The 23,514-nt window shown below is 66.7% G+C and carries 24 protein-coding genes; 18 read left to right on the top strand and 6 right to left on the bottom strand.

What is annotated here, in order from left to right:
* Positions 1–719, bottom strand: a 719-nt coding sequence (locus tag BTH42_RS28255) for an MFS transporter (RefSeq protein WP_178392253.1), incomplete at its 3' end; no start/stop codon positions are given.
* 198 nt (positions 720–917) lie between these two features.
* Between BTH42_RS28255 and BTH42_RS28250 the strand changes: the two genes are divergently transcribed.
* Positions 918–1,703 carry a GntR family transcriptional regulator gene (locus BTH42_RS28250; RefSeq protein WP_256702355.1) on the top strand — a complete coding sequence of 262 codons (786 nt, stop codon included), beginning with the start codon at positions 918–920 and terminating at the stop codon, positions 1,701–1,703.
* Between the two features lie 188 nt (positions 1,704–1,891).
* Here BTH42_RS28250 and infA read toward each other — a convergent pair whose 3' ends face one another.
* The 3 genes from infA to BTH42_RS28235 all read right to left on the bottom strand — a co-directional run bounded on the left by infA (position 1,892) and on the right by BTH42_RS28235 (position 3,398).
* Positions 1,892–2,167, bottom strand: a complete 276-nt coding sequence (gene infA / locus BTH42_RS28245; RefSeq protein ID WP_075304478.1) for a translation initiation factor IF-1 — start codon at positions 2,165–2,167, stop codon at positions 1,892–1,894.
* A 151-nt stretch (positions 2,168–2,318) separates the two neighbouring features.
* On the bottom strand, positions 2,319–2,600 hold the full coding sequence (locus BTH42_RS28240) for a hypothetical protein (RefSeq protein ID WP_075304477.1): 282 nt from the start codon (positions 2,598–2,600) through the stop codon (positions 2,319–2,321).
* Positions 2,601–3,179: 579 nt separating this feature from the next.
* Positions 3,180–3,398, bottom strand: coding sequence for a hypothetical protein (locus BTH42_RS28235; RefSeq protein WP_075304476.1), 219 nt, complete (start codon positions 3,396–3,398; stop codon positions 3,180–3,182).
* A 378-nt stretch (positions 3,399–3,776) separates the two neighbouring features.
* On the opposite strand from BTH42_RS28235, the gene BTH42_RS28230 reads away from it, so the two are divergent.
* The 15 genes from BTH42_RS28230 to BTH42_RS28160 all read left to right on the top strand — a co-directional run bounded on the left by BTH42_RS28230 (position 3,777) and on the right by BTH42_RS28160 (position 20,597).
* Positions 3,777–4,421 (top strand): transcriptional regulator, encoded by a 645-nt coding sequence (locus BTH42_RS28230; protein ID WP_075304475.1) that lies wholly within the window; start codon positions 3,777–3,779, stop codon positions 4,419–4,421.
* Positions 4,422–4,460: 39 nt separating this feature from the next.
* Positions 4,461–4,688, top strand: coding sequence for a DUF1653 domain-containing protein (locus BTH42_RS28225; protein ID WP_178392252.1), 228 nt, complete (start codon positions 4,461–4,463; stop codon positions 4,686–4,688).
* Positions 4,689–4,752: 64 nt separating this feature from the next.
* Positions 4,753–4,947 carry a YqaE/Pmp3 family membrane protein gene (locus tag BTH42_RS28220; RefSeq protein ID WP_075304473.1) on the top strand — a complete coding sequence of 65 codons (195 nt, stop codon included), beginning with the start codon at positions 4,753–4,755 and terminating at the stop codon, positions 4,945–4,947.
* Between the two features lie 195 nt (positions 4,948–5,142).
* Entirely contained in the window at positions 5,143–6,843 is a 1,701-nt protein-coding gene (locus BTH42_RS28215; RefSeq protein ID WP_075304472.1) for an FAD-dependent oxidoreductase, read from the top strand.
* 76 nt (positions 6,844–6,919) lie between these two features.
* Positions 6,920–8,356 (top strand): aldehyde dehydrogenase family protein, encoded by a 1,437-nt coding sequence (locus BTH42_RS28210; RefSeq protein ID WP_075304471.1) that lies wholly within the window; start codon positions 6,920–6,922, stop codon positions 8,354–8,356.
* A gap of 12 nt (positions 8,357–8,368) precedes the next feature.
* Positions 8,369–10,147 (top strand): thiamine pyrophosphate-binding protein, encoded by a 1,779-nt coding sequence (locus tag BTH42_RS28205; protein WP_075304470.1) that lies wholly within the window; start codon positions 8,369–8,371, stop codon positions 10,145–10,147.
* A 162-nt stretch (positions 10,148–10,309) separates the two neighbouring features.
* On the top strand, positions 10,310–11,542 hold the full coding sequence (locus BTH42_RS28200; protein ID WP_075304469.1) for an ABC transporter substrate-binding protein: 1,233 nt from the start codon (positions 10,310–10,312) through the stop codon (positions 11,540–11,542).
* A 28-nt stretch (positions 11,543–11,570) separates the two neighbouring features.
* Positions 11,571–12,443 (top strand): branched-chain amino acid ABC transporter permease, encoded by an 873-nt coding sequence (locus BTH42_RS28195; protein WP_256702354.1) that lies wholly within the window; start codon positions 11,571–11,573, stop codon positions 12,441–12,443.
* On the top strand, positions 12,440–15,082 hold the full coding sequence (locus BTH42_RS28190) for a branched-chain amino acid ABC transporter ATP-binding protein/permease (protein ID WP_083654957.1): 2,643 nt from the start codon (positions 12,440–12,442) through the stop codon (positions 15,080–15,082). The genes BTH42_RS28195 and BTH42_RS28190 overlap by 4 nt, the downstream gene beginning before the upstream one ends.
* Entirely contained in the window at positions 15,082–15,936 is an 855-nt protein-coding gene (locus tag BTH42_RS28185) for a sugar phosphate isomerase/epimerase (protein WP_075304467.1), read from the top strand. Before BTH42_RS28190 ends, BTH42_RS28185 begins: the two co-directional genes overlap by 1 nt.
* The gene (locus tag BTH42_RS28180; protein WP_075304466.1) at positions 15,933–16,850 is read left to right on the top strand and encodes an NAD(P)-dependent oxidoreductase; all 918 of its coding nucleotides are present in this window, start codon (positions 15,933–15,935) and stop codon (positions 16,848–16,850) included. Before BTH42_RS28185 ends, BTH42_RS28180 begins: the two co-directional genes overlap by 4 nt.
* A 1-nt stretch (position 16,851) precedes the next feature.
* The gene (locus tag BTH42_RS28175) at positions 16,852–17,274 is read left to right on the top strand and encodes a cupin domain-containing protein (protein ID WP_075304465.1); all 423 of its coding nucleotides are present in this window, start codon (positions 16,852–16,854) and stop codon (positions 17,272–17,274) included.
* A gap of 45 nt (positions 17,275–17,319) precedes the next feature.
* Positions 17,320–18,282: an NAD(P)-dependent oxidoreductase gene (locus BTH42_RS28170; protein WP_075304464.1), complete on the top strand. Its 963-nt coding sequence runs from the start codon at positions 17,320–17,322 to the stop codon at positions 18,280–18,282.
* Between the two features lie 12 nt (positions 18,283–18,294).
* Positions 18,295–19,041, top strand: coding sequence for an SDR family oxidoreductase (locus BTH42_RS28165; protein ID WP_075304463.1), 747 nt, complete (start codon positions 18,295–18,297; stop codon positions 19,039–19,041).
* A 29-nt stretch (positions 19,042–19,070) separates the two neighbouring features.
* Positions 19,071–20,597 (top strand): FAD-dependent oxidoreductase, encoded by a 1,527-nt coding sequence (locus tag BTH42_RS28160; RefSeq protein WP_075304462.1) that lies wholly within the window; start codon positions 19,071–19,073, stop codon positions 20,595–20,597.
* A 23-nt stretch (positions 20,598–20,620) separates the two neighbouring features.
* Here BTH42_RS28160 and BTH42_RS28155 read toward each other — a convergent pair whose 3' ends face one another.
* Complete coding sequence (locus BTH42_RS28155) at positions 20,621–21,649, bottom strand: LysR substrate-binding domain-containing protein (protein WP_075304461.1); 1,029 nt, start codon at positions 21,647–21,649, stop codon at positions 20,621–20,623.
* A gap of 110 nt (positions 21,650–21,759) precedes the next feature.
* Here BTH42_RS28155 and BTH42_RS28150 point away from each other — a divergent pair, with 110 nt between their 5' ends.
* Positions 21,760–22,707, top strand: a complete 948-nt coding sequence (locus BTH42_RS28150) for a LysR family transcriptional regulator (protein ID WP_075304479.1) — start codon at positions 21,760–21,762, stop codon at positions 22,705–22,707.
* Between the two features lie 146 nt (positions 22,708–22,853).
* Complete coding sequence (locus BTH42_RS28145) at positions 22,854–23,156, top strand: HigA family addiction module antitoxin (RefSeq protein WP_075304460.1); 303 nt, start codon at positions 22,854–22,856, stop codon at positions 23,154–23,156.
* A gap of 45 nt (positions 23,157–23,201) precedes the next feature.
* On the opposite strand, the gene BTH42_RS28140 is transcribed toward BTH42_RS28145, so the two are convergent.
* Positions 23,202–23,514, bottom strand: a 313-nt coding sequence (locus tag BTH42_RS28140) for a 2Fe-2S iron-sulfur cluster-binding protein (RefSeq protein ID WP_075304459.1), incomplete at its 5' end; no start/stop codon positions are given.

The raw sequence follows: 23,514 nt of genomic DNA, 5'->3' as shown, positions 1-23,514 counted from the left end.
CGCGATGGGGAGTACGCGGATGCGGCAGCGGCGGCCGACGCAGGGGCAACCGCCGACTGTGCCGTTCCGGCTCCGACTCGGCCAGCTCCTCCAGCACCAGCACCACCCCGCCGCGTCAGCCCCCACCAGCAAGCAAGCGCGACACAAGCCGGCAGCGCCCACACCGCGAGCCCCGCATGCCACGACTCCACGGACTGGCTGACCCACGGGCTCAAGCGCGCGCCAAGCCCGCCGCCGCCCATGATCGACGCCGAGAACACGCCCATCGCGAGCGGCACATGCGCGGGAAAGCGTTGCTTGATGACGGCCGGCAGCAGCGCCTGGATCGCGGCGACGCCGGCGCCCGCGAGCAACGCGGTCGCGAGCAGCGTGACGCCGCTCGACGCGAACCAGCGCGCCGCGCAGGCGAGCGCGATCGCCTGCAGACCGAGCGCGACTCCGCGCGTTTCGCCGATGCTGTGCGTAAGCGCCGCCGCGCCGAACGCACCGACGCCCATCGCGATGACCGGCAGACTCGTCAGCAGCGACGCGCCAAAGAAGCTGAGGCCGGTGTCGCCTCGAATGGTCGCCATCAGTGGACTGATCGAGGTCAGCAACGGCCGCAAATTGATGCCGATCACGACGATCACCGCCAGCCACACGAGCTCATGCAGCGTCAGCGCGGCGTGCGAGCGGCTCGCGCAGGAGTGGGGCGGGGTGACGCTGGAAGGCGAATTCACGGGGCGACCTCGAGAGTGGCAGGCGGTTTTTGGTCAACCATAATAACTTATAATGGTTAACCATTTTCGCGAATGCCCGGTATAAGCGAGGCGGTAGACGGGCGAATTGGCGTCGGCGGCGAGCCGTCGCTAGAATGCTGCGGCGTCGTTCGGTTTTTGTTCCAACCCCCGTTTTGTTCCAACCCGCTCACTGAATTCATGGCTACGCGTTCCCGGCATCCCTCGCCATCCTCTGCTGCCGAATCCGCTCCAGCCGCAGCCTCAGCCACGGCCTCAGCCACGGCCTCAGCCACGGCCGGCGGCGACGACACCGCGCAAAGCGTCGAAGAGCGCATTTACGCGTCGATTACCGCGGCGTTGCTGCAAGGCCGCTTGCGGCCGGGCGCGCAACTGGTCGAGCGCGATCTGGCGGCCGCCTTCGGCTGCACGCGCGGCGCGTTGCGCAAAGTGCTTGCGCGCTTAGGCTACGAGGGCAAGCTGGTGCTGGAGGCGAATCGCGGCGCGTTCGTGCCGTCGCCGTCGGAGGAGGACATTCGTCAGGTGTATCGCGCGCGACAGATCGTCGAGGCGGGCATCGTCGCATCGCTGTGCGGCGCGTTGAGCGCCGCGCATAAACGCCGGCTGCGCGCGCATGTACGCGGCGAGGAAAAGGCGCTGCGGGCGGGTGCGATCGAAGAGTCCGTGCGTCTCGCCGGCCAGTTTCACGTGCTGCTGACGGAGCTGGCGGGCGGCACCGAATTGCTCGGGCTGGTCGGTCAACTGGTCGCGAAGACCGAGTTGTATAAGGCGCTATTCGATCCGTCGAAGGGTTCGAGCTGCTCGGCTGACGAGCACGCGCGAATCATCGATGCGCTCGATGCGGGAGACTTGCCGAGCGCCTTGGCCGCGATGCGCGAGCACCTGGCGGAGCTGGAGGAACGGGTGGTGACGCAGGTGCGCAAAAGCGCGCAAGGCGGGGATATCGGGGCGGTGTTTGGCGGGTAGATTCAGGCGAAAGTCGCGCGCAATAGCTGGCGCGATGCGCACCGGAAAACCGGAGAGTCGGAAACCGGATCACCCGCTGTGCCGGCCTCACCACGAGGCTTCACCCCGTGCATGAGGCCGCAATGCATCGCACTACCTGGCAACGCGATGCCCGATCGCGTCGCCAAACCGCAAACCGCCGCGGCGAATCAGCGGCGCCGCTGGCCCTGCGAGGCCGGACGCGGAGCGCCGCCGCTCGGGCGTTCGTCCTTGTGACGGAAATTGATCCGTCCCTTGGTCAGGTCGTAGACCGACATTTCGAGCGTTACGCGGTCGCCCGCGAGAATACGGATGTGGTTCTTGCGCATACGTCCGGACGCATAGGCGCCGACCACGACGCCGTTATCGAGCGTCACGCGGTAGCGGCTATCCGGAAGCACTTCGTCGACGATGCCGTCAAGTTCAATCAGTTCTTCTTTCGCCATGCATAACTCCTGGTCGATGGGATAAAGGGGAGGTCGGCCGCCGGCGCACCGGACAAACACGACTTCAATTCAATTGCGGTAATCGGACAGCGGCGCCCAACGGGGCCTGAATGCACGCTGCACGACATCTGTGATGAGCCGATGACGCCGTTCAAAGATCGGTGATCGACTGGCCGCTCACCTGGCCGTCGATCAACTTCTGCGCATGCGCCATGCACGCGATGCGCGCCTTGCCCATGCCGTCGAACGGAAACAGATACTGGAGACGAAACACCCGGCCGTCGGCCGCCGGATTCGCGCCGACGCGGCAGATCCGCACCGACGCGTCGTAACCGGCGCCCGGATTGCGGCCCGCATCCGCGCTCGCCGGGCGGCGCGGATAGACGAGCGGGTGAATTTCGTAGCCCTTGTAGGTCTTTACTGCTGGATTCATCAAAAACGTGTCCTGTATGCGTGGTCCGCGTGTCGCTGCCCGCGTTGCCCGCGCGCTCCGCGCGGGCCGGTCGCAACAGCGCGACGACGGGGACCGGCGGCGCAGCACCTGGGGGCGCGCCGCAATGAAAATTGGTTGGCACAGGCCGGCCGGGCCCGGCTGACTCGATGTCGCAAGCAATGGCAATGACGATGACTCAGCGGTCGCGCGCAAGCGCGGGTTCGACCGAAAATGCAGAAGCGGCGCGGAACTCGCGCGCATCGGACGGAAGAAGCTGAACCGCTCGGTGTGCTACTCGCGACGGCGAATGCATGCGGCGCATTGCCGGAATGACGGGACCGCGGAAAGCGGCGGTCGAACAGTCGGGGGTGGTGCGGAGATGCCGGCTTGAGACTGCCTGGTGCTGCCAGTGCTATATGGGTGCTTACTGCAACTATTGCAATATTTTGCCTGAAACGGGCCGGATTGGATAGTGGCAACTGCCGTGCAGCGCTGGAACGCCCGCCGGGCGGGGCTTTGCGCGCAGCGGGCCGGGGCCGTCGGAGCGCCGCGGCACGGCAGACGACGCCGGGAGCCGCGTCAGCGTACCGTGTCGGCGACCCGTTTCTGTTGCTCGCGCGCGGCGGCCAGCGGGATCCGCGCGTCGTCCCAGCTGGCCAGCCATTCGACTTCTTTCGCCGTGAACACCTGGCCGTAGTTGCGCAACGCGTATTGCAGGGAGTCGATCACGTGGTTGCGGATGATCTCCGGCGTGCGGGTGTCGTCGAGCACGGCGCGAAGCGCTTCGAGTGTGGCCATCGGGTTGCTCCGTTCGGTTGGATACAGATCATTTATCCCACGAAAAAAATCGCTTCGCGAGGCGGACAAAAATAGTGCGTGGTCTCGGGTGGGCTTGGGGCGAAGTAGCGGAGGAGTTGCAGCGAAGTTGCGCCGGCGTTGCTTCTGGCCCCGCTGGGCGGCGGCAGTGGTAGCGGCAGCGACAGCGACCCGCCCAGCTCGCCATCGCCCGCTGACCGGCGCGGTCGCGACGCCCGCGGGAGGTCGCTACAATGGCGAGTTGCCGGCTGCCGGCCGAGCGCGCGAACGTTGCGTCGCTTGCGTCTGTCGCCGCAGCGGCGTGGCCACGCAACCGCGCCGCGCCAGCACCGCCGTCCCCTCCGAACCCAGCGATATCCGATGCGCAATCCGAACGTGTCTCCTGTCAAAGACCTGCTGCTCAAGCGTTACGCGCCGATCGCCGACGGCATCGCCGCGCTGCTCTATCCGTGCGCCGAAGTGGTGATTCACGATCTGCGCGATCAGACCATCGCGTATCTGGCGAACAATCTGTCGCGGCTCGAGGTCGGCGCGCCGTCGGTGCTCGACGACGTGCTGTTCGCGGCGCGCGGCCAGACCATTGGCCCGTACGAGAAGCTGAACTGGGACGGCCGCCGCATGCGCTGCGTGAGCAACATCCTGTTCGACGACGACGGCAAGCCCGCCGGCATGATGTGCGTGAACTTCAACATCGCGGTGTTCGAGGACGTGCGCTCGACGCTCGATCTGTTCATCAAGGGCGGCGCGATGAGCGACGCGCCCGGCGAGGACCTGTTCCGCGACGACTGGCAGGACCGCATCAACACCTATCTGCACACGTGGCTGCGCGAGCGGCAGATCGGCATCAATGCGCTGACGCGCGAGCACAAGCGCGAAATCGTCGAGGCGCTGCACGCGCAGGGCGCGTTTCGCGGCCGCAGCTCGGCGAACTACGTGGCCGCGGTGCTGACGATGGGCCGCGCGACCGTCTACAAGATTCTGAAGCAGATGAAAGAAGGCGGTTGAGCGCGCCGCGTGCGCGCCGTCGCTTCGATTTCACCCAACATGAGGGCATCCACTGTGCGTTTCCGGCACTACAAAGGCGGTATTTACGAACTGGTTTGCGAGGCCACTCTCGAATCGGATCCTACGGTCACGATGATCGTCTACAAGGCGGCTAACGGGACGATCTGGACCCGGCCGTCGACGGTATTTTTCGAGCTGATCGAGGTGGACGGGGCGAAGGTGCAGCGTTTCACGCCGCTTGATTCTTCGGCCGACGCGCCCAACTAACGAACCACGCACATCCCGCGCGGATCGACCCGCGCCGCGTCAACCACACGAACAGGAAATCACCATGCGTCTCTTGCTTGCCATCCTTCTGCCGTGGCTGCAGTTCTTCACGATCGGCCGTCCGTTTGCGGGCATCATCTGCCTGATTCTGCAAATTACGCTGATCGGCTGGGTGCCGGCCGCGATCTGGTCGGTGTATGCGCTGAGCCAGTACAACACCGATAAAAAAATCGCCCGCGCGATGGGCGGTCAGCGTTAAACGACGCTGCGGCGGTTCCCGCAGAGGAACCGCCCGGGGCCGGCTCGCCCCAGATCGAGCCCGCCCGGTCCAACCCGGGCTGCGACGCATGCTGGTCTCGCCACGCGTCGCCTCCCCCCTATATCCGAAACCGATGGCGCCCATTGGAATTCCATAGTTCCGGCCGCGCGGTGCACGCACTTACACTGCGTCACCATGATTGCTCTGAACTATGACCTGATCGTTGTCGGCGCGGGCGCCGCGGGGCTCGCGGCCGCGTCGGTGGCCGCGGTGCGCGGGCATCGCGTGTTGCTGGTCGAAGCGACCGGCAAAATCGGCGGCACCACCGCGATCTCCGGCGGGATGGTGTGGATTCCCGCGAATCACAAGATGAACGAAGCGGGTCTCGCAGACAATGCGGCCGCCGCGCGCCGCTATCTCGAACAGACCGTCCCCGGCGCCGCGCACGACGCGCGAATGCGCGCGTACCTCACGCACGGCGATGCCGCGATCCGCTATCTCGAGGCGCACACCGAGCTGAAACTGCAGCCGGTGCGCCGCTACCCCGACTACTATCCCGACCTGCCCGGCGCGACGGCCGGCGGTCGCGTGCTCGAACCGGTGAAGTTCGATGGCCGCGAACTCGGCCGTGACTTCGCGTTATTGCGCGACCCGTTACCCGAATTCCTGCTGTTCGGCGGGATGATGATCAGTCGCGAAGACATTCCGAAGTTGCGCCGCGCCGGCAAGTCGGCGGCGGCCGCGTGGCACGTCGGCAAGCTGCTGGGGCGCTACGCGCTGCAGCGCATCTCGGCGCATCGCGGCACTACGCTCGTGCTCGGCAACGCGCTCGCCGCGCGGCTATTCAAATCGGCGCGCGACGCGGGCGTGGAGATCGCGCTGAATACGAGCGTCGCGGGTCTTACCGTCGAACACGGCCGGGTGACCGGCATCCGCGCGCTGACCGGCGGCCGCGAGATTTCAGTGAGCGCCCGCGCCGTCATACTCGCGACCGGCGGCCTGTCGCACGATGCCGAATTGCGCGCGTCGTACGTGCCGCCGCAGGCGGGGCAGCGCTCGGCGACGGTCGACGCGCGCGCCGAGCGCGGCGGCGCGCGTCTCGCGCAAGCGGTGGGCGGGGCGCTCAGCGCGCGCTCGCACGGCGTCGACGATGCGCTCGCGTTCTGGGTGCCGGTGTCGAGCTGGACGCGCGCCGACGGCTCGACCGCCTACTTTCCGCACACCGTCACCGATCGCGCGAAGCCGGGCCTGATCGCGGTGAACCGGCACGGCAAACGCTTCGTCAACGAGGCGCGGTCCTATCACGAGTTCGTGCGCGCGCAACTGCGCGAGACCAACGCCGCGATTCCCGCGTGGCTGATCTGCGATCGCCGTTTCCTGTGGAAATACGGGCTCGGCCGCGTGCGTCCGTTCGCACTCACGACGAAACACGACATCGCGAGCGGCTATCTGAAACAGGCGGCCACGCCCGACGCGCTCGCCGACGCGATCGGCGTGTCGCGCGAGAACCTGCGCGCGACGCTCGAACGCTTCAACGCCGACGCCCGCGCCGGCCACGACAGCGAGTTCGGGCGTGGCGGCGACATCTATCAGCGCCATCTGGGCGATGCCGACCACGCGCCGAATCCCTGCGTGGCGCCGCTCGAACATGGCCCGTATTACGCGGTGAGCGTGTTTCCCGCCGACCTCGGCATGGCCGCGGGCCTCGTCACCGACGAGCACGCGCGCGTGCTGCGCGACGACGGCAGCCCGCTCGACGGCCTCTACGCATGCGGCAACGACATGCATTCGGTGATGAACGGCGCGTACCCCGGCCCCGGCATCACGCTCGGCCCGGCGCTGGTGTTCGGCGTGCTGGCCGCGCATCACGCGCTCGGCCATAAGTTCGACGTATAGCTGCTCTCGGAAATCAGTAGTTTTGCCCGCAAAATTGCGCCCCTACACTGGGCTCTATCGTATGGAGTTCATATCAATGATCGAAACAGATAGCGCGCTGCCCGAAGTGAGATTGCTGATCGACGGCCACTGGGTCGACGGCGGCGACCGCGTCGCGGTGCTCGACAAATACCGGCTCAGCCCCGCGGCGAGCCTGCACATCGCTTCGCATCAGCAGGTGCGCGACGCGGTAGAGGCCGCGCAACGCGCGTATCTGGCCTCGACGCTGACGCCGTACGAACGCGGCGCGGTGCTCGAACGCGCGGCCGCGCTGCTCGAGCGCGAAACGCCGCAACTGGTCGCGGCGCTGCAGACCGAAGGCGGCTTCACGCAGACCGATGCGCACGGCGAGCTCAAGCGCTGTTTGCAGACTTTCAGGCTGTCGGCGGAAGAAGCGCGCCGGCTGGCCGGCGAGGTGATTCCGCTCGACGGCGCGCCGCAGCAGCGCGGCCGGCTCGGCTTCACGTTGCGCGTGCCGCTCGGCGTGGTGTGCGCGATCACGCCGTTCAACGCGCCGCTGAACACGGTCGCGCACAAGGTCGCGCCCGCGCTGGCGGCCGGCAATGCGGTGGTGCTCAAGCCGTCCACCCATACGCCGACGCTCGCCAACGTGATGGCCGCCTGCCTGCTCGAAGCGGGCTTGCCGGCGGGGCTGATCAGCGTGCTTCACGGCGGCGCGGAGGTGGCCGGCTGGCTGATCGACGAACCCGCGGTGCGCTTCTTCGCGTTCACCGGCAGCACGGAAGTGGGCCGCTCGATCCAGCAGCGCGCGGGTCTGCGCCGCACGCAGATGGAACTGGGCAGCATCGCGTTCACGATCGTCGACGACGACGCGGATCTCGATCTCGCGCTGCCGAAGATCGTCGCCGCGGGTTTTCGCAAGGCCGGCCAGGTGTGCACGTCGATCCAGACCTTGCTGGTGCATCGCAAGCGGATCGACGAAGTGGAAACGCGGCTCGCGCAACTGGTGCGCGAACTGCCGTTCGGCGATCCGCGCGATCCGGCCACGCTGGTCGGTCCAGTGATCAGCGTGGCGGCCGCGCAGCGCATCGAGCAGTGGATCGACGCCGCGCTCGCGAGCGGTGCGCGCAGGCTGGCGGGCAGCGCTCGCGACGGCGCGGTGGTGCCGCCCACGCTGCTCGCCGATGTCGCGCCGGGCGCCCAGGTGAGCTGCCAGGAAGTGTTCGGCCCGGTGATGTCGCTGGTGCCGTTCGATACGCTCGACGAAGCGATCGAGCGCGTCAACACGACGCCTTACGGTCTCGCGACCGGGCTCTTCACCAACCGTCTCGACGCGGCGTTCGCCGCCGCGCGCCGGTTGCACGTCGGCGGCGTGCACATCAACGAGACGTCGAGTTCGCGAGTCGATCTGATGCCGTACGGCGGTAGTAAGGACTCCGGATTCGGCCGCGAGGGCCCGCATTATGCGGTGCGCGAAATGAGCGAAGAACGTCTGATTACGCTGAGTACCTGAAGGGGACATGCAATGCCGATGATGAAAGGCGGTCAACTGATCGCCGAGACGCTGGTCAAGGAGAAAGTGCCGTACGTGTTCGGGATTTGCGGACATGGCAACGTCGGCATTCTCGACGCGCTGTACGACGTGCGCGACAAGCTGCAACTGATTTCGCCGCGCCACGAGCAGTGCGCGGGCCATATGGCCGATGCGTATTTCCGCGTCAAGCATCGGCCGGTCGCGACGCTGACCTCGACCGGTCCGGGCTCCGCGAACATGGTGATGTCGCTCGCCACCGCGCTGTCGGATTCGTCGGCGTTCATGGCGATTACCGCCAACGTGCCGACGTCGCAGCACAATCGCGCGCCGTTTCAGGAACTCTATAAGCACAACCAGGCGGATTTCGCGCAGGTGTTGCGGCCGGTCGTAAAGCGTGCGTTCCAGCCGAGCCGCGTCGACATGCTGCCGCTCGCGCTGCGTCAGGCGATGGACACGATGGTGACCGGCCGCCCCGGTCCGGTGAATCTGGATATTCCATACAACGTGTTCCAGGAAGAGGCGGATGTCGAACTGCCGCCCGCGTCGAATCTCGCGCGGCCGGTGCGGCCCGGCGCGAGCGACGCGGATCTCGCCGCCGTGCTCGACCTGCTGGCCGACGCGCGCAAACCGGTGCTGTTCATCGGCCACGGCGCGACCCTTGCCGAAGCCGGCCCGGAACTCGCCGAGTTGCAGCGGAAGCTGCGCATCCCGGTGATCACGTCGCCGAACGGCATGGGCTGCGTGCCCGCGGACGACGTGCTGACGCTCGGTTTTATCGGCCGCAACGGCGCGTTTCCGGCCAACGAGGCCGGCCGTCACGCGGATCTGGTGCTGACCATCGGCACGCGCTTCGACGACCGTTCGTCGTCGAGCTGGCAGCCGGGCTATTCGTGGAATTTCCCGAAGACGAAGCTTGTGCACGTCGATATCGACCCGCAGGAGCTGGGCCGCAATTACGTGACCGACGTCGGCATCGTCGCCGATGCGAAGGTGTTCACCCGCCAGTTGCTGAACGCGCTCGCCGCGCGCCCCGGCATCGACGCGAAGCGCTTCGCGCCGTGGGCCGAACAGGTGCAGGGCTGGGTGCGCCAGTGGGAAGCGTTCGTGCAGCCGCATTTCGGCGCGTCGACCCATCCGCTGCGGCCGGAGTTCGTGGTCGGCACGCTGCAAAAGACGCTGCCCGACGACGTGATCCTCGCGCTCGATTCCGGCGTCCATCACAACTGGTTCATGCAGTTCTGGAAGCCGAAGCGCCCGCAAAGCATGCTCAACAGCTGGGGCTATTCGTCGATGGGCTTCGGCGTTTGCGGGATTCTCGGCGCGCAACTCGCGGCGCCTGATCGCCCGTGCGTCGCGGTGGTCGGCGACGGCGGCTTCACGATGACGCCTTACGTGCTGTGCACCGCGGTCGAATACGAGCTGCCGGTGGTGTGGATCGTCTGGAATAACTTCGCGTGGGGCGCGATCCGCGATCTGCAATACGGGCTGTTCGACGGCCGCGAGATCGGCACCGCGTTCTACAAGGGACAAACCGGCGAGCGCTACAACCCGGACTTCGCGGCGTGGGCCCGCGCGTGCGGCGCGGACGGGATGACGGTCACGCGGCCGCAGGATCTCGGCGGCGCGGTCGAGCTGGCCTTGAAGAATCGCCGGCCGTGCGTGATCGACGTGCACGTCGACTCCGAAGTGCGGCCGCCGTCGACCGGCACCTGGCAATTGCCCCCGATTCCGTACAAGGAGCCGGTTTACGGCAAGCCTTTTATCGCGTGACGAACGGCAGCGCGAATAGCCAGAGATAACCAGAGAGCGACAAGCTCCAGAAACGCCGCGGTCGGCATGACGCAAGCGGCGCCACTCTAGAACAGCAGCATCTTTCATGGGGTCGCGGCGAGCCTTCGGGCGCTCGCCGCGATCGACACAGGAGACAAAACCATGAACTTCCGCAATCCGCGCGGGCGGGTAGGGTATCGCTCGCTTATCGCTTTCGCAACGGGGTTGAGCTTCAGCGCCGCGGCGCTCGCTCAGGGCAACGAGCCGGTGCGTATCGGCCTGATCTATTCGAAGCAGGGACCGGGCGCGTCGATCGGTCAGTTTCTCGAACGCGGCAGCGAAATCGCGCTCGAGGAAGCCGGCGGTAAGGTGCTCGGCCGCCCGGTTGAAATTACCTGGCTCGACGAACCAAATCCGCAGGTCTCGCAGCAGAACATGCAGAAGCTGATCGACGAGAACAAGGTGGTCGCGGTGGTCGGCGGCAACTACAGCTCGTCCGCGCTGGCGATGATGGGCGTCGCCAACCGCGCGAAGATTCCGCTGATTCTGCCCGGCGCGGCCGCCAGCGAAATCACCGGCAAGGACTGCAGCCGCTACACGTTCCGCACCCAGGCGACCGTGCCGGTGCAGATCGCGGGCGTGATGCCGTATCTCGCGCAAAGCGGCAAGAAGGTCTATTTCCTGACGCCGTCGTATGCATTCGGCCAGGACATTCTGCGCGCCGCGCGCAGCCGTCTGAAAGAGAACGGCATGACGGAAGTCGGCGTCGACGAGGTGCCGCTCAATACCGCCGACTACAGCTCGTACATCCTGAAGATCCGCCAGGCGAAGCCGGACGCGCTGCTCGGCGGTCTGGTCGGCGGCGACTTCTCGAACTTCCTGAAGCAATGGAACGAGATGGGGATGAAGGACAAGATCCCGTACGTGGCGGTCGCGGTCACCGACACCGACTTCTGGGACGTCGGCCAGCAGGCGTCGACCGGCATTTACGTGAAGCCCTGGTACTACAACAACCCGAACAACACCGCCGCCGAGAAGAAATTCGCCGCCGACTTCGAAAAGAAATACGGCCGTCCGCCGTCGGATAAGGGCTGGTCCGGCTGGATCGCGATGCGCTCTCTGCTCGAGTCGATCAACGCCGCGAAGTCGACGGATTCGAAAGCGATCGTCACCGCGCTGGAGAACTGGAAGAACACCGACGGTCCGTTGCCGTTCTACTACCGCGCGTGGGATCACCAGCTGGTGCGTCCTTCGGTGGTCGTGAAGGTGAAGTCGAAGATCACCGACAAATACGACTACTTCGACGTCGTCAAGGAAACCACCAGCACGCCGGCCGACACCGAAAAGGCGTTCGGCACCAAGCAGGAAATCGGCTGCAATATGCCGCCGCTGTGATGGCGCCGGAGCACTCGTTTCAGGAGGCATGATGCTGGATATGCTCGTCTCTCAAGCGGCCAACGGGCTGGTGCTGGGCTTCGTCTACGTGCTGATTGCAGTGGGCCTGTCCATCACGTTCGGCCTGCTCGGCGTGATCAACTTCGCGCACGGCGCGTTCTTCGCGCTCGGCGCCTACGTCGCGTATCAGCTGTTCCAGATGTTCGGCTGGCCCGCGGTCGTGTTCGCGCCGCTCGTGGTCGGCGTGCTCGGGATGGTGGTCGAGGTGCTGATCATCCGCCGGCTGTACGGCAAGGAACCGCTGTCCAGCCTGATCGTGACGTTCGCGCTCGCGCTGCTGATCGAGGCGCTGATCCGCTTCTTCTGGGGCGCGGACGGCAAGCCGTTCAATCCGCCCGAGTTCCTGTCGGGCATCGTCGAGGCCGGGCCGCTGCTGATCACGAAGTATCGGGTCGGCGTGCTGGTCGCGACGGTCGGCACGCTGGTCGCGCTGGCCGGGTTCTTCGCGTTCACCCCGTATGGACGCATCCTGCGCGCGGGCAGCCGCGATCCGGAGATGGTCGAGCTGCTCGGCATCAATCTGCCGTGGGTGCTGACCGGCGTGTTCGGACTCGGCTGCGCGCTCGCGGCGATTGCCGGCGTGCTGGCCGCGCCGCTGTGGACCGTGTCGCCGTCGATGTCGGCCAACGCGATCATGCCGGCTTTCGTGGTGGTCGCGATCGGCGGACTCGGCTCGTTTGCCGGCGCCGTGGTGGCGGGGCTCGCGATCGGCCTCGTGACCTCGATCACGATCCAGTTCCAGCCGGATGCCGCCGCGGCATCCATGTACGCGCTGATGTTCCTCGTGATGCTGTTGCGTCCGCGCGGTCTGTTTGGCGAACAATGGGAGCGCTTCGAATGACTACGCGCACGAATACCGGCGCGGCGGCTTCCGCGAGCAGTCCCGCGAACGCGGCCCCGCGCGCCCAGTGGCGGCCGCTGCAACATCCGGTCGCGGTGATGGCGGCGGTGCTGATCGCGATCAGCGGCGGCTCGCTCGCGCTCGGCATGCCGATCGACCGCATCACGCAGATCGCGATCTATACGCTGTATGCGGCCGGCACCAACTTTCTGATCGGCTATCTCGGCCTCGTGCCGTTCGGCGCGTCGTTCTTCTTCGGCTGCTCCAGCTACGCGCTGGCGATCGCGTTCGGCGCGTTCGGCGGCAACGAGATTACCGGCGTGCTGATCGCGGGGCTGTTTTCGGTGCTGCTCGCGTTGGTGATCGGCGCGCTGATTCTGCGCCGCAAGGGGCTGTATTTCTCGCTGCTGACGCTCGCGTGCTCGCAGATCGCGTTCGAGATCGCCTACAAGTGGACTTCGGTCACCGGCGGCGAAAACGGTTTGCAGAACATCGCGCGGCCGTGGTTTCGTTCGGCGCTGTCGTTTCACGTGTTCACGGTGGTCGTCGTGCTGCTGCTGTCGTGGCTGCTGTGGCGGGTCGCGCATGCGCCGTTCGGGCGACTGATGCAGGCGCTGCGCGATAACGAGCAACGCGTGCAGAGTCTCGGCTACGACGTCTACACGACCCGTCTGATCGCGCTGGTGATCGCCGGCGGCACGATCGGTGTGGCCGGCGGATTGATGGCGTTGCTGCTGCAAGGCGTCTATGCGAACAACCTGAACTGGGCGCATGCGGGCGATCCGGTGCTGATGGCCGTGCTCGGCGGCGTGCATCAGTTTCTCGGGCCGCTGTGGGGGGCGATCACCTTCATCCTGCTCGAAGACCGCCTGAGCGCGATTACCGAGAACTGGTGGCTGTTCTTCGCGCCGGTGATCATCCTGATGGCGCTGTTGTCGCCGGAGGGCATTCAGGGCTTCCTGCGCCGCTTCGGCAAGCGCTCGCGCTGGACGCTCACGCGCGACACGATTCCGGCGCGGCCCGCGCGCATCACGCCGTATCGGCCGCTCGACGCGGGCGGCGACGCGAGCGATACGGTGCTGTCGGTGCGCGGCCTGTCGAAGCGCTTCGGCTCGATCGTCACGCAGGACGGCATTTCGCTCGACGTGAAGCGCAATCAGCTGCATAGCTTCATCGGACCGAATGGGGCGGGCAAGACCACCTTCTTCAACATCCTGACCGGCTTCCTGTTTCCGGACGGCGGCAACATCGTGTTCGAAGGGCAGGACGTCACGCGGTTGCAGGCGCATAAGCGTGCGCGCCTCGGGCTCGCGCGCTCGTTCCAGATTCTCAGCGTGTTTCCGAATCTGTGCGCGTTCGAAAACGTGCGGATCGCGGTGCAAGCTTCAGAGCGGCAGTGGCGCGGCTTCTGGCGCGACGCCTACCGTAACGACGCGGCCAACGAGCGGGTGTGGTCGCTGCTCGACGCGGTCGGTCTCGCCGATCGGGCCGCCGATCTGTGCGCGGAACTCTCGCACGGCGAAAAGCGCCTGCTCGAAATCGCGATGACGCTCGCGACCAGCGCGCGCCTGTTGCTGCTCGACGAGCCGCTCGCCGGTCTGGCCGAGTCGGATCGCAAGGTAGTGTCGGCGCTGATCCGGCGGCTCGCGACGACCCACGCGGTGCTGCTGATCGAGCACGACATCGACCGGGTGCTGGCGTTGTCGGATCGCATCACGGTGCTGCATCAGGGCCGTCTGATCGCCGACGGCCTGCCTGCCGACGTCGCGCGCAATCCGCAGGTGATCAGCGCGTATCTCGGCGATGCGAGCGCGCATGCGCAGCCGGCGATCACGGTCGAAGCGGCGGCGAACGATGCTGGTGCCAGCCATTCCGCCAGCACCGCAAAGGACACCGCCGAACCTGCGACCCGCCCGCTGCTGCAACTCGAAAACGTCAGCGCCGGCTACGGCGGCGGCATCGTGCTCGAACGCGTCGACCTGACCGTCAACACCGGCGAGGTGATCGCGCTGCTCGGCCGCAACGGTGTCGGCAAGACCACGCTGCTGCGCACGATCACCGGCACCTTGCCGGCCACCTCGGGCCGCGTGCTATTCGACGGCAACGACGTCACCGCGCTGCGCGCCAACCGGATCAACCGGCTCGGCGTATCGCTGGTGCCCGAAGGCCGGCGGCTGTTCCCGAACCTGACGGTGCAGGACAACCTGAAGCTCGCCGCGCGTGCCGGCGGCGCGCCGCTCGACGAGGTCTGCGAGCTGTTTCCGAAGCTGCGGGTGCTGATGCGCTCGCGCGCGGCGAATCTGTCGGGCGGCGAGAGGCAGATGGTCGCGATCGCTCGCGCGCTGATGGTGCCGAGCCGGCTGATCCTGCTCGACGAACCGTTCGAGGGACTCGCCCCGGCGGTCGTGCACGAGGTGCGCGAGGCGGTGAAGAAGCTGACCACGCGGGCGAGTCTCGTGATCGTCGAGCATCACGCGCAGTCGGTGCTCGGGATGGCCGATCGCGCGTATGTGCTGGTCAACGGTCAGGTCGCCTTCAGCGGCGCGGCCGCCGAACTCGCCGCCGATACCGCGTTGCAGGACCGGCTGCTCGGCGTCGGCGCGGGCGACACCGAAGAACTGCTGCGCAGGAGTGCCTGATGACGACGCCTAATTCGAGCGGCGCCCGCGCGCTCGGCATCAATACCTACGGCTACATCTGGTCGACGCCGGCCGCGCAATGCGTGAGCGAACTCGCGGCGCTCGGCTATCGCGAGTTCGAACTGGTGCTGAACCCGCCGCATCTGGCGCTCGACGAATTCAGCGCGGACGAACGCCGGCGCTTCGCCGCCGCGCTCGCGCAGCAACGCGTGACGGTGCGCTCGCTGAACGTGCCGAGCCTCGATCACAACCTGGCCAGTCCGATGCGCCGGATGCGCGAGTACTCGGTCGGGCTGTTTATCGATTCGATCGACCTCGCCGCCGATCTGCACGCGACGCATCTGGTCGTGGTGCCGGGACGGATGAGTCCGCTGTTTCCGCCGGCGCGTGAATCGCGCGAAGCGTGGATGCGCGAGAGCCTCGATCCGCTCGTCGCGCATGCGGAAAAACGCGGCGTCACGCTCGCGCTGAAAAACGTGCCGTTCGCGTCGTTTCCGGATGCGGATTCGCTCGGCGCATTCGTGCGCGGCTACGGCTCGCGCGCGCTGACGGTCTGCTACGACGCGGCGAACGCGCATTTCATCGGCGAAGCGCCGGCGGCGGGGCTGCGCGCGCTCGGCGAACTGGTCAGTCTGGTGCATCTGTCGGACACGACGCGCAGCGCGTGGCGTCACGACGAAATCGGTCTGGGCGACCTGCGTTTCGACGACTTGCGCGCCGCGCTCGACGACATCCACTTCGAGGGAACCTGCATGCTTGAAATCATCGCGGCCGAGCCGCAACCGGCGATCCTGCGCAGTCATCGGGCGCTCGCGGCGCTCGGCTTCGCGACGCCGCTGGAGGCGCAATCATGAGCCGCGTTCTGGTGACCGGCGCGGCCGGACTGCTGGGCCGCTTCGTGGTCGACGAACTGCTCGCGCGCGGCTACGAGGTGCGCGGCTTCGACCGTCGCGCGGGATCGGCCGGGATCGAATGGGTGGTCGCCGACGTGACCGATGCCGCCGCGCTCAACGACGCGATGCGCGGCATCGACGCGGTGCTGCACATCGCGGCGCTGCCGAACATCTGGTCCGGCGACGGCGCGTCGATCATGCGCGTGAATACTCAGGGCACCTATCTGGTGTTCGACGCGGCCGAGGCCGCGGGCATCGAGCGCGTGGTGTTCTGTTCGAGCGATTCGGTCGCGGGCTACACGGTGCGCGAAGGGCGCATGGTCGCGCCGCGTTACGCACCGCTCGATCTCGCGCACCCGTTGCAGGCCACCGATCCGTACGCGCTGAGCAAGGTGCTCGGCGAGGACATCGCGCGCGCATACGCCTTGCGCGGGATGACGGTGCTGGCGTTGCGCACGGTGTTCGTCGCCTATCCTGAGATGGAAGGCGAGATCGTCGCGCGGGCGAAAGATCCGGACAACTACACAGCGCCCGCGGTGGGCGGTCCGTCGACGGCCGGCGGCGGTCCGCTGCATCATCACATCGATGCGCGCGATCTGGCCCGCGCGTTCCGTCTCGCGCTCGAACTGCCGATGCGGCCCGGCCAATTCGAGCGCTTCTATCTGGCCGCGAACGTGACGCTCGCGCCCGAGCCGACCGTCGAGCGCCTGCGGCGTCTGCACGGCGACGCGGTCGAGATCCGCGATCCCGACTACTACCGGCGCAATCCGTACGCGCCGCTTTATGACCTGACGCATGCGAAAGAACGGCTCGGTTTCGTAGCCGAGTACGACCTTCGCCACCTGTTGACCGGCTTGCCCGGATTCGAGAACTGACATGACGACCATCATCCCCGACGACAAACACTTCAAGAATGCGGCCAAGGAAAAGCAGGCCGTGACGCGCAATCTCGCCGAACTGCTGTGGGTGCAGTACCCCGGCCACTTCAATCAGGCGCTCTCCAAAGCGATCGTCACGCCGGAGACCACCGGCAGCCGCTTTTTCGATCACCGCATCTCGTGCTACGAGCCCGGCGCGTATGTCGAGAATCACGTGCACAAGGTGCAGGAGCAGATCTATCACGTGCTGTCCGGCGAAGGCGTGCTGACGGTCGACGGCGAGCGGCGCCTCGTGCGCGCGAACGACGTGACCTACATTCCGCCCGGCGTGCATCACGAGTTGCATTGCACCGGCACCGACACGCTGGTGTTTCTCGTGATCACGAGCCCGCCGAGCGACGAGGAACCGCAACCGCGTTGAAGCGCGCGCGATGAACGACCACAGCAACGAACTCAGGAACGACGCATGAAGAAGATTCTCGTCACCGGCGCGAGCGGCTGGCTCGGCGCCGAAATCGTCAGGACCTTGCTGGCGCGCGGCGACGCGGTGATCGCGACCGACGTCGCAATCAGCCCGGCCACGACCGCGCTCGCCGCGCGCTATCCGCAGCTCACTACCATCACGGCCGATCTGTGCGAGTGGCCGCAGGTGCTCGGCATGCTGAGCACACACCGGCCCGATGCGGTGATTCACGCGGCGGCGATCGTCGGCGTGATCCAGTGCGCGGACATTCCGCTGAAGGCCAATCGCGTGAACGTCGAAGGCTCGATCAATCTGTTCGAGGCGATGCGGATCGCCGGCATCAAACGCGTGGTGCACGTCAGCACCGAAGAGACTTACGGCGATTTCCTCACGCCTGTGATCGACGAGGAGCATCCGCAAAAGCCGCTCAGCGTGTACGGCGCGACCAAGCTCGCGGTCGAACACTATGGCCGGATTTATTCGCGCGATCACGGTCTGGAGTGCATCAACGTGCGCACCTGCTGGGTGTACGGCCCGCATCTGCCGCGTCTGCGGGTGCCGCGCACGTTCGTCGAAGCGGCGCTGCGCGGCGAGCCGCTGCACGTCGACGACGGCGCGCAGCTCGCGGTCGATCAGGTCTATATCGCCGATACGGTCGCCGGTCTGCTGCTCGCGCTGGATAAGGACCAGCATCGCTATGACAGCTACAACGTCGCGACCGGCGTCGCGCCGACGATTGCCGACGTCGCCGAGGCCGTCAATCGCGCGATTCCGGGCGCGCGCATCAGCGTCGGCAGCCGCGGTCCGTACCGGCATGGCGGCGTCGTGCTGAGCGCGACCAAAGGCGCGCTCGATATCAGCCGGGCGCGCGCGGAACTGGGCTACGAGCCGAAATACGACTTGCAGCGCGGTATCGAGGCAACCATCGAAGCCACTCGCGTCGCGTTGGCGCGCGCGGCGGCATAAGGAGAACGAACGATGAACGGCAACAACAGACCCTTGACGCTGGTATTCGGCGGCTCGCGCGGGATCGGCGCGGCCTGCGTGGAACTGCTCGCGCGCAACCGCGCGGATATCGCGTTCACCTATGCGAGCCAGGCGTCGGCCGCGCACGCGGGGGAAGACAAGGCGAGCGAACACGGCGCGACGGTGCGCGGCTACTGCGTCGATATCCGCGATGCAGCCGCGGTCGACGCAACCTTCGTGCGGGTGCGCGAAGAGTTCGGCCGCGCGGTGACCGGCGTGGTCGCGAACGCGGGCATCAACGTGCCGCCCGCGCCGCTCGCGCAGTTCCCCGACGACGCGTTTCGCAGTCTCGTCGAAGTGAACATCGTCGGCGCGTTCAACGTGCTGCGCGCGGCCGCGCGCGAAGTCGCCGACGGCGGCGCGATCGTCGCGCTGACGACCTCGCTGGTGCGCCACGCGGTGCCGGGCGTCGGACCGTACAGCGCGACCAAGGCCGCGGTGGAATGCCTCGTGCGTTCGATGTCGAAGGAACTCGCCGCGCGCCAGGTGCGCGTCAACGCGGTTGCCCCGGGCCCAGTCGACACCGACCTGTTCCGTGCCGGCAAGAACGACGAAGCGAAAGCGCGCTCGGCATCGATGAGTCCGCTCAATCGCATCGGCCTGCCGCACGAGGTCGCGGAAATCGTCGCGTTCCTGCTGTCGGACAAGGCGTCGTGGGTGGACGGTCAGATCGTCCAGGCCAACGGCGGGATGGTTTGAGCCACGCGGACGCATACGGAGTCGCGCCAATGCTGACACCCAACCGGATTCACCCGCGCGCCGCCGAAACCGTCGACGTCGTGATCGTCGGCGCGGGCGGCGCGGGACTCGCGGCCGCGATCGAAGCGGCGGAAGCCGGCGCGCGCGTCGTGCTGCTCGAGAAGAACGACGCGCCGGGCGGCTCGACGTCGTGGTCGATCGGCTCGGTCAGCGCGTCGCAAACGCCGCATCAGCGCGCCCAGGGCATCAGCGACACGCCGCAGGCGCATTGGGAGGACATGCCCGGGTTCGCCGGCGAACTCGCCGGGCGTGACAACGACGCGCTGCGTCGGGTGTTGTGCGATGCGATGCCCGACACGTTTCAATGGCTGCTCGACAGCGGCGTGCGTTTCATGGGGCCGATGCCGGAGCCGCCGCATCGCGTGCCACGCATGCACAACGTGCTGCCCAATTCGCGCTCGTTCATCTATCACCTGACGCGGCGCGCGCAACGCGCGGGCGTCGGGATTCGCGTGCGCGCGCGAGTCGTCGAACTGGCGCTCGAAGACGGCGCGGTGAAAGGTGTGGTGTACGAACTGAACGGCACGATGCAGCGCATCGACGCGCGCGGCGGCGTGATTCTCGCGGCCGGCGATTTCACCAATAGCCCGGAGCTGAAGGCGCGTTTCATGGGGCCGCAGGAAGCGAAGGTCGCGGCCGTGAATCCGACCGCCACCGGCGACGGCCAACGCATCGCCGAGCGTTGCGGCGCGCGCATCGTCAACGGCGATCTGGCGCTGGGCCCGGAGATCCGCTTCATCGCGCCGGCGAAAGAAAACTTCGTGCGTCGGCTGCCGCCGTGGCGAAGTCTCGCCGCGGTGATGCAATGGTCGATGAAGCACCTGCCCGATGCGTTGCTGCGGCCGTTCCTGATGAAGTTTCTGACCACCGCGCTGGCGCCGTCGCTGGCGTTGTTCGACGACGGCGCGATTCTCGTCAACGCGCGCGGCGAGCGCTTCGGGGAAGAGACGGAGCGGCCCGCGTATCGTCTGCCGGATCAGCCGGAAGGGATCGGTTATATCGTGATCGACGGGCGCATCGCCGAACGATATCGCGCGTGGCCGCATTTCATTTCGACCGCACCCGGAGTCGCGTACGCGTATCTGGCCGATTACCGGCGCAACCGGCCGGATGTGTATCGCGAGGCGAGCAGCATCGAAGGGCTGGCCGCCGCGACCGGGATGGATGCGCAGGCGCTCGCGCGCAGCATCGCGAGCCGTGAAGGCGCGAATGCGCTAGCGCACGCGCCGTTCATCGCGCTCGGGCCGGTGCGCGCGGTGTTCGTGCATGCGGAAGGCGGCTTGATGGTCGACGAACAGCACCGCGTGCTCGATGCGCACGATGCGCCGATCGCCGGTCTGTTCGCGGCGGGATCGACCGGGCAGGGCGGCTTGCTGCTGAAGGGGCACGGCCATCATCTCGCGTGGGCCTTCGCCTCGGGCCGGCGGGCCGGGCACCTTGCCGCGCAGCTGGCGCGCGAGGGGACGGCGGTGGCCGGCACAGCGGCGCGCGTGTGAGCCCGCGGATGGCGACCGGCGAATCAGGCCGCGTGGTGGGCCGGCAGATCCTCGAAATCCGGGTCTTCCGGCGTGCCGTGCAGCGGCTCGTCGTCGGGTTCCGGCACGTCGCCCGGCGAAATCAACCGCACACCTTGCCATCTGCCTTCTTCGATCAGCGTACGCGCGACGTGCTTCAGCTCGTCGCGCACGACCGCCGCCGCGAGCGACAGATTTTCCGGCGCGAGCGCGTACAGGTAATTTCTCCGCACCATCTGCGCGTCGGAGATGCGCACGCAGCGCCACTGCTCCGGCGCGTTCTGCAGCGCATGGACGGCGGCCATCGGTTTGATCGTCGCGCCGATGCCGTCGGCCACGCAATGCATCAGCAGCGGCAACGAATCGATCTCGGCGACCGCGTCGACGGTCAGATTGACGCGATCGAATTCGAGTGTGATGCGGCGGCGCAGACCGTGGCCTGGACTTGGCAGGATCAGCGGCAGCTTCGCCAGTTCGGCGAGCGTGATGTCGGTGCGGCCCGCCGCGATCATCGTGCTGTCGCGCGGCACGATCACGAACAGTTCCTCTTCGAGCAGCGCTTCGACCGTCAGATCGAGCGCGGCGGTGGTGCTGAACAGCACCGCCAGATCGAGTTCGCCCAGGCGCGCCATGTGTTCGAGATGCCCCGACAACGCTTCGACGACATTGAGAATCACACCCGGATATTTAGCACTCAGATGTTTGATCAGCGGCAGGCCGATCGCGCAGACGGTAGTCGGCGCCATGCCGAGATTCACGCGCCCGCTGACATTGGCATGATCGCGGCGCGCGACCGATACGGCCTGATCCAGTTGGCGCAGGATGAAACGCGCGTGATGGTAGAGCGCCTCGCCGTTGTCGGTCGGCTTCACGCCGCGCGACGAACGCACCAGCAGCGGCTTGCCGACTTCCTCTTCGAGGCGGGTCATCTGCTGGCTCAACGCGGGCTGCGCGATGAACAGCTGCCGCGACGCTTTCGACAGACTGCCGCTCTCGACGATCTGCACGAAGTACTTCAACTGACGCATGTCCATACGTAATCCTCGGACGGAGCAAGAAACGCTCCGCGTGTCCCCTTTATTGGAATTTACCCATGTCGATTGCGAGCGCGGTTTTGGTAAATGAGGATGAGACCGGGTTGCCGATCGAGCTTCGGCAACTGCGCTATTTCGTTCGGGCGGTTGAGCTAGGCAGTATAAGGCGGGCGGCGTCCGAATTGGGAATCGCGGCGGCCACGCTGACCCAGGAGCTCGGCCGTCTCGAAGCACAACTGACGATCCAGCTGTTTCGACGCACCCGCAACGGGATCATTCCCACCGACGCGGGGCTCGCGTTTCTGCGCCACGCGCAACTGACGTTGCAGCATGCGGTCGATGCGGTCGAGGCCGCGCGCCATACGCGGCTGGTCGGGCATGTGAGCGTCGGTTTGCCGCCGAGTACCGCGGCGGTGCTCGGCGTGCCGTTCATGCTGGCGATGCGCGAGCGTCATCCGGCGTTGCGCGTGCATCTGGTCGAAGCGCTGTCGGGCCATCTCGCGGCGATGCTCGACGCGCGCCAGCTCGATCTCGCGCTGGTCGCGCGCGGCAGTGCGGCGCGACGTTGGCGGGTATCGCCGCTGCTCGACGAGCGCGTGTATCTGCTCGGTCGCGCGGATTTGCCGGGGTTTCCGTCGAAAGACAGCGTCAGCCTCGCCGAGCTCGGCGATCTGCCGCTGGTGGTGCCGAGCGGCTCGCATGGTTTGCGTTCGCTGCTCGACGTCGCGTTCGAGCGGGCCGGCGTACAGGCTCGCATCGCGTATGAGATCGATGGTCTCGCACTGTTGATGGACGCCGTGTATGCGGGGCTCGGCGCGACGCTGCAGCCGGGCTGCGTGGTGACGCGCGAGCCGGGGCGCCGGTTGCGCGCGCTGCTGATCGAGGATTCGGACGCGCGCCGGCAGACGATGATCGCGAGTCAGGCGATCGACGAGTTATCGCCGGCGGCGCTGGCCGCGCGCGTGGTGATTTACGACGTCGCGCGTGAGTTGACCGCGGCCGGGCGCTGGCCGGGCACGACTTTTCATGAGCTGAATCCGGGGGGCGAGGAGGGGTGAGGGGAGGTGGTGGCGAATGGGCGGCGTTGTTATAGTGGTCGACCAGCAAGGCTGCCTCAAGTTCGGGAACGGCAACGCAACGGCGGTCGTAATCGTAGCCCGGATAAAAGGCAGCTTGAATCGACGGAGTAATAACCGGGACAAACATGACACGCGAAATCCCGCTGGCAACGCCGGGAGAAATCCTTGCGCTCGACTGGCTCGAACCTCTTGGCATCACCCAGTACGCCCTCGCGAAGGCGATCGGCGTACCCGCTCGCCGCATCAATGAAATCGTGAAGGGCGAACGCTCGATCACCGCCGATACGGCGGTGCGCCTCGGCGCGTTTTTTGGCACCGATCCGCAGAGCTGGATGAATTTGCAGACCCACTACGACACCGAGATGGCGAAAGAGAAGATCGGTGCCGAGAAGATCGCAGCGATCAGACAGCACGCACTTGCGGCGTGACCACGGGCTGGACCCGAGCCACCCCCGGCGGTGCTTCGTCGAGGCTTATTTCGAATCGCCCATGTCCGGTCTGATTAAAGATGCGTCCGGCACCTGCAAAACCAGGTCCGACTCGGCGACCGCGACACAGGGCAGGATCAAACCCTCCGCTTTTTCCTCACGGCTTACACCCGGCCATTCGATCGTGTAACGCACGCGCCCAGCCGTCATCTTGCACAGACAGGTTCTACACGTGCCGTTGCGGCATGAGCGCGGCAAACGCAGATTCGCAAAACCGGCGGCTTCGAGAATCGTCAGCGAATCGGGGGCTTCGAAGCTCAGGCCGAGCGGCTCGACGCGGACCACGGGCGGGCGGGTG

Source organism: Burkholderia sp. SRS-W-2-2016, from assembly GCF_001931485.1.
Classification (GTDB): domain Bacteria; phylum Pseudomonadota; class Gammaproteobacteria; order Burkholderiales; family Burkholderiaceae; genus Paraburkholderia.
This window is presented reverse-complemented; position numbering and strand designations above follow the sequence as displayed.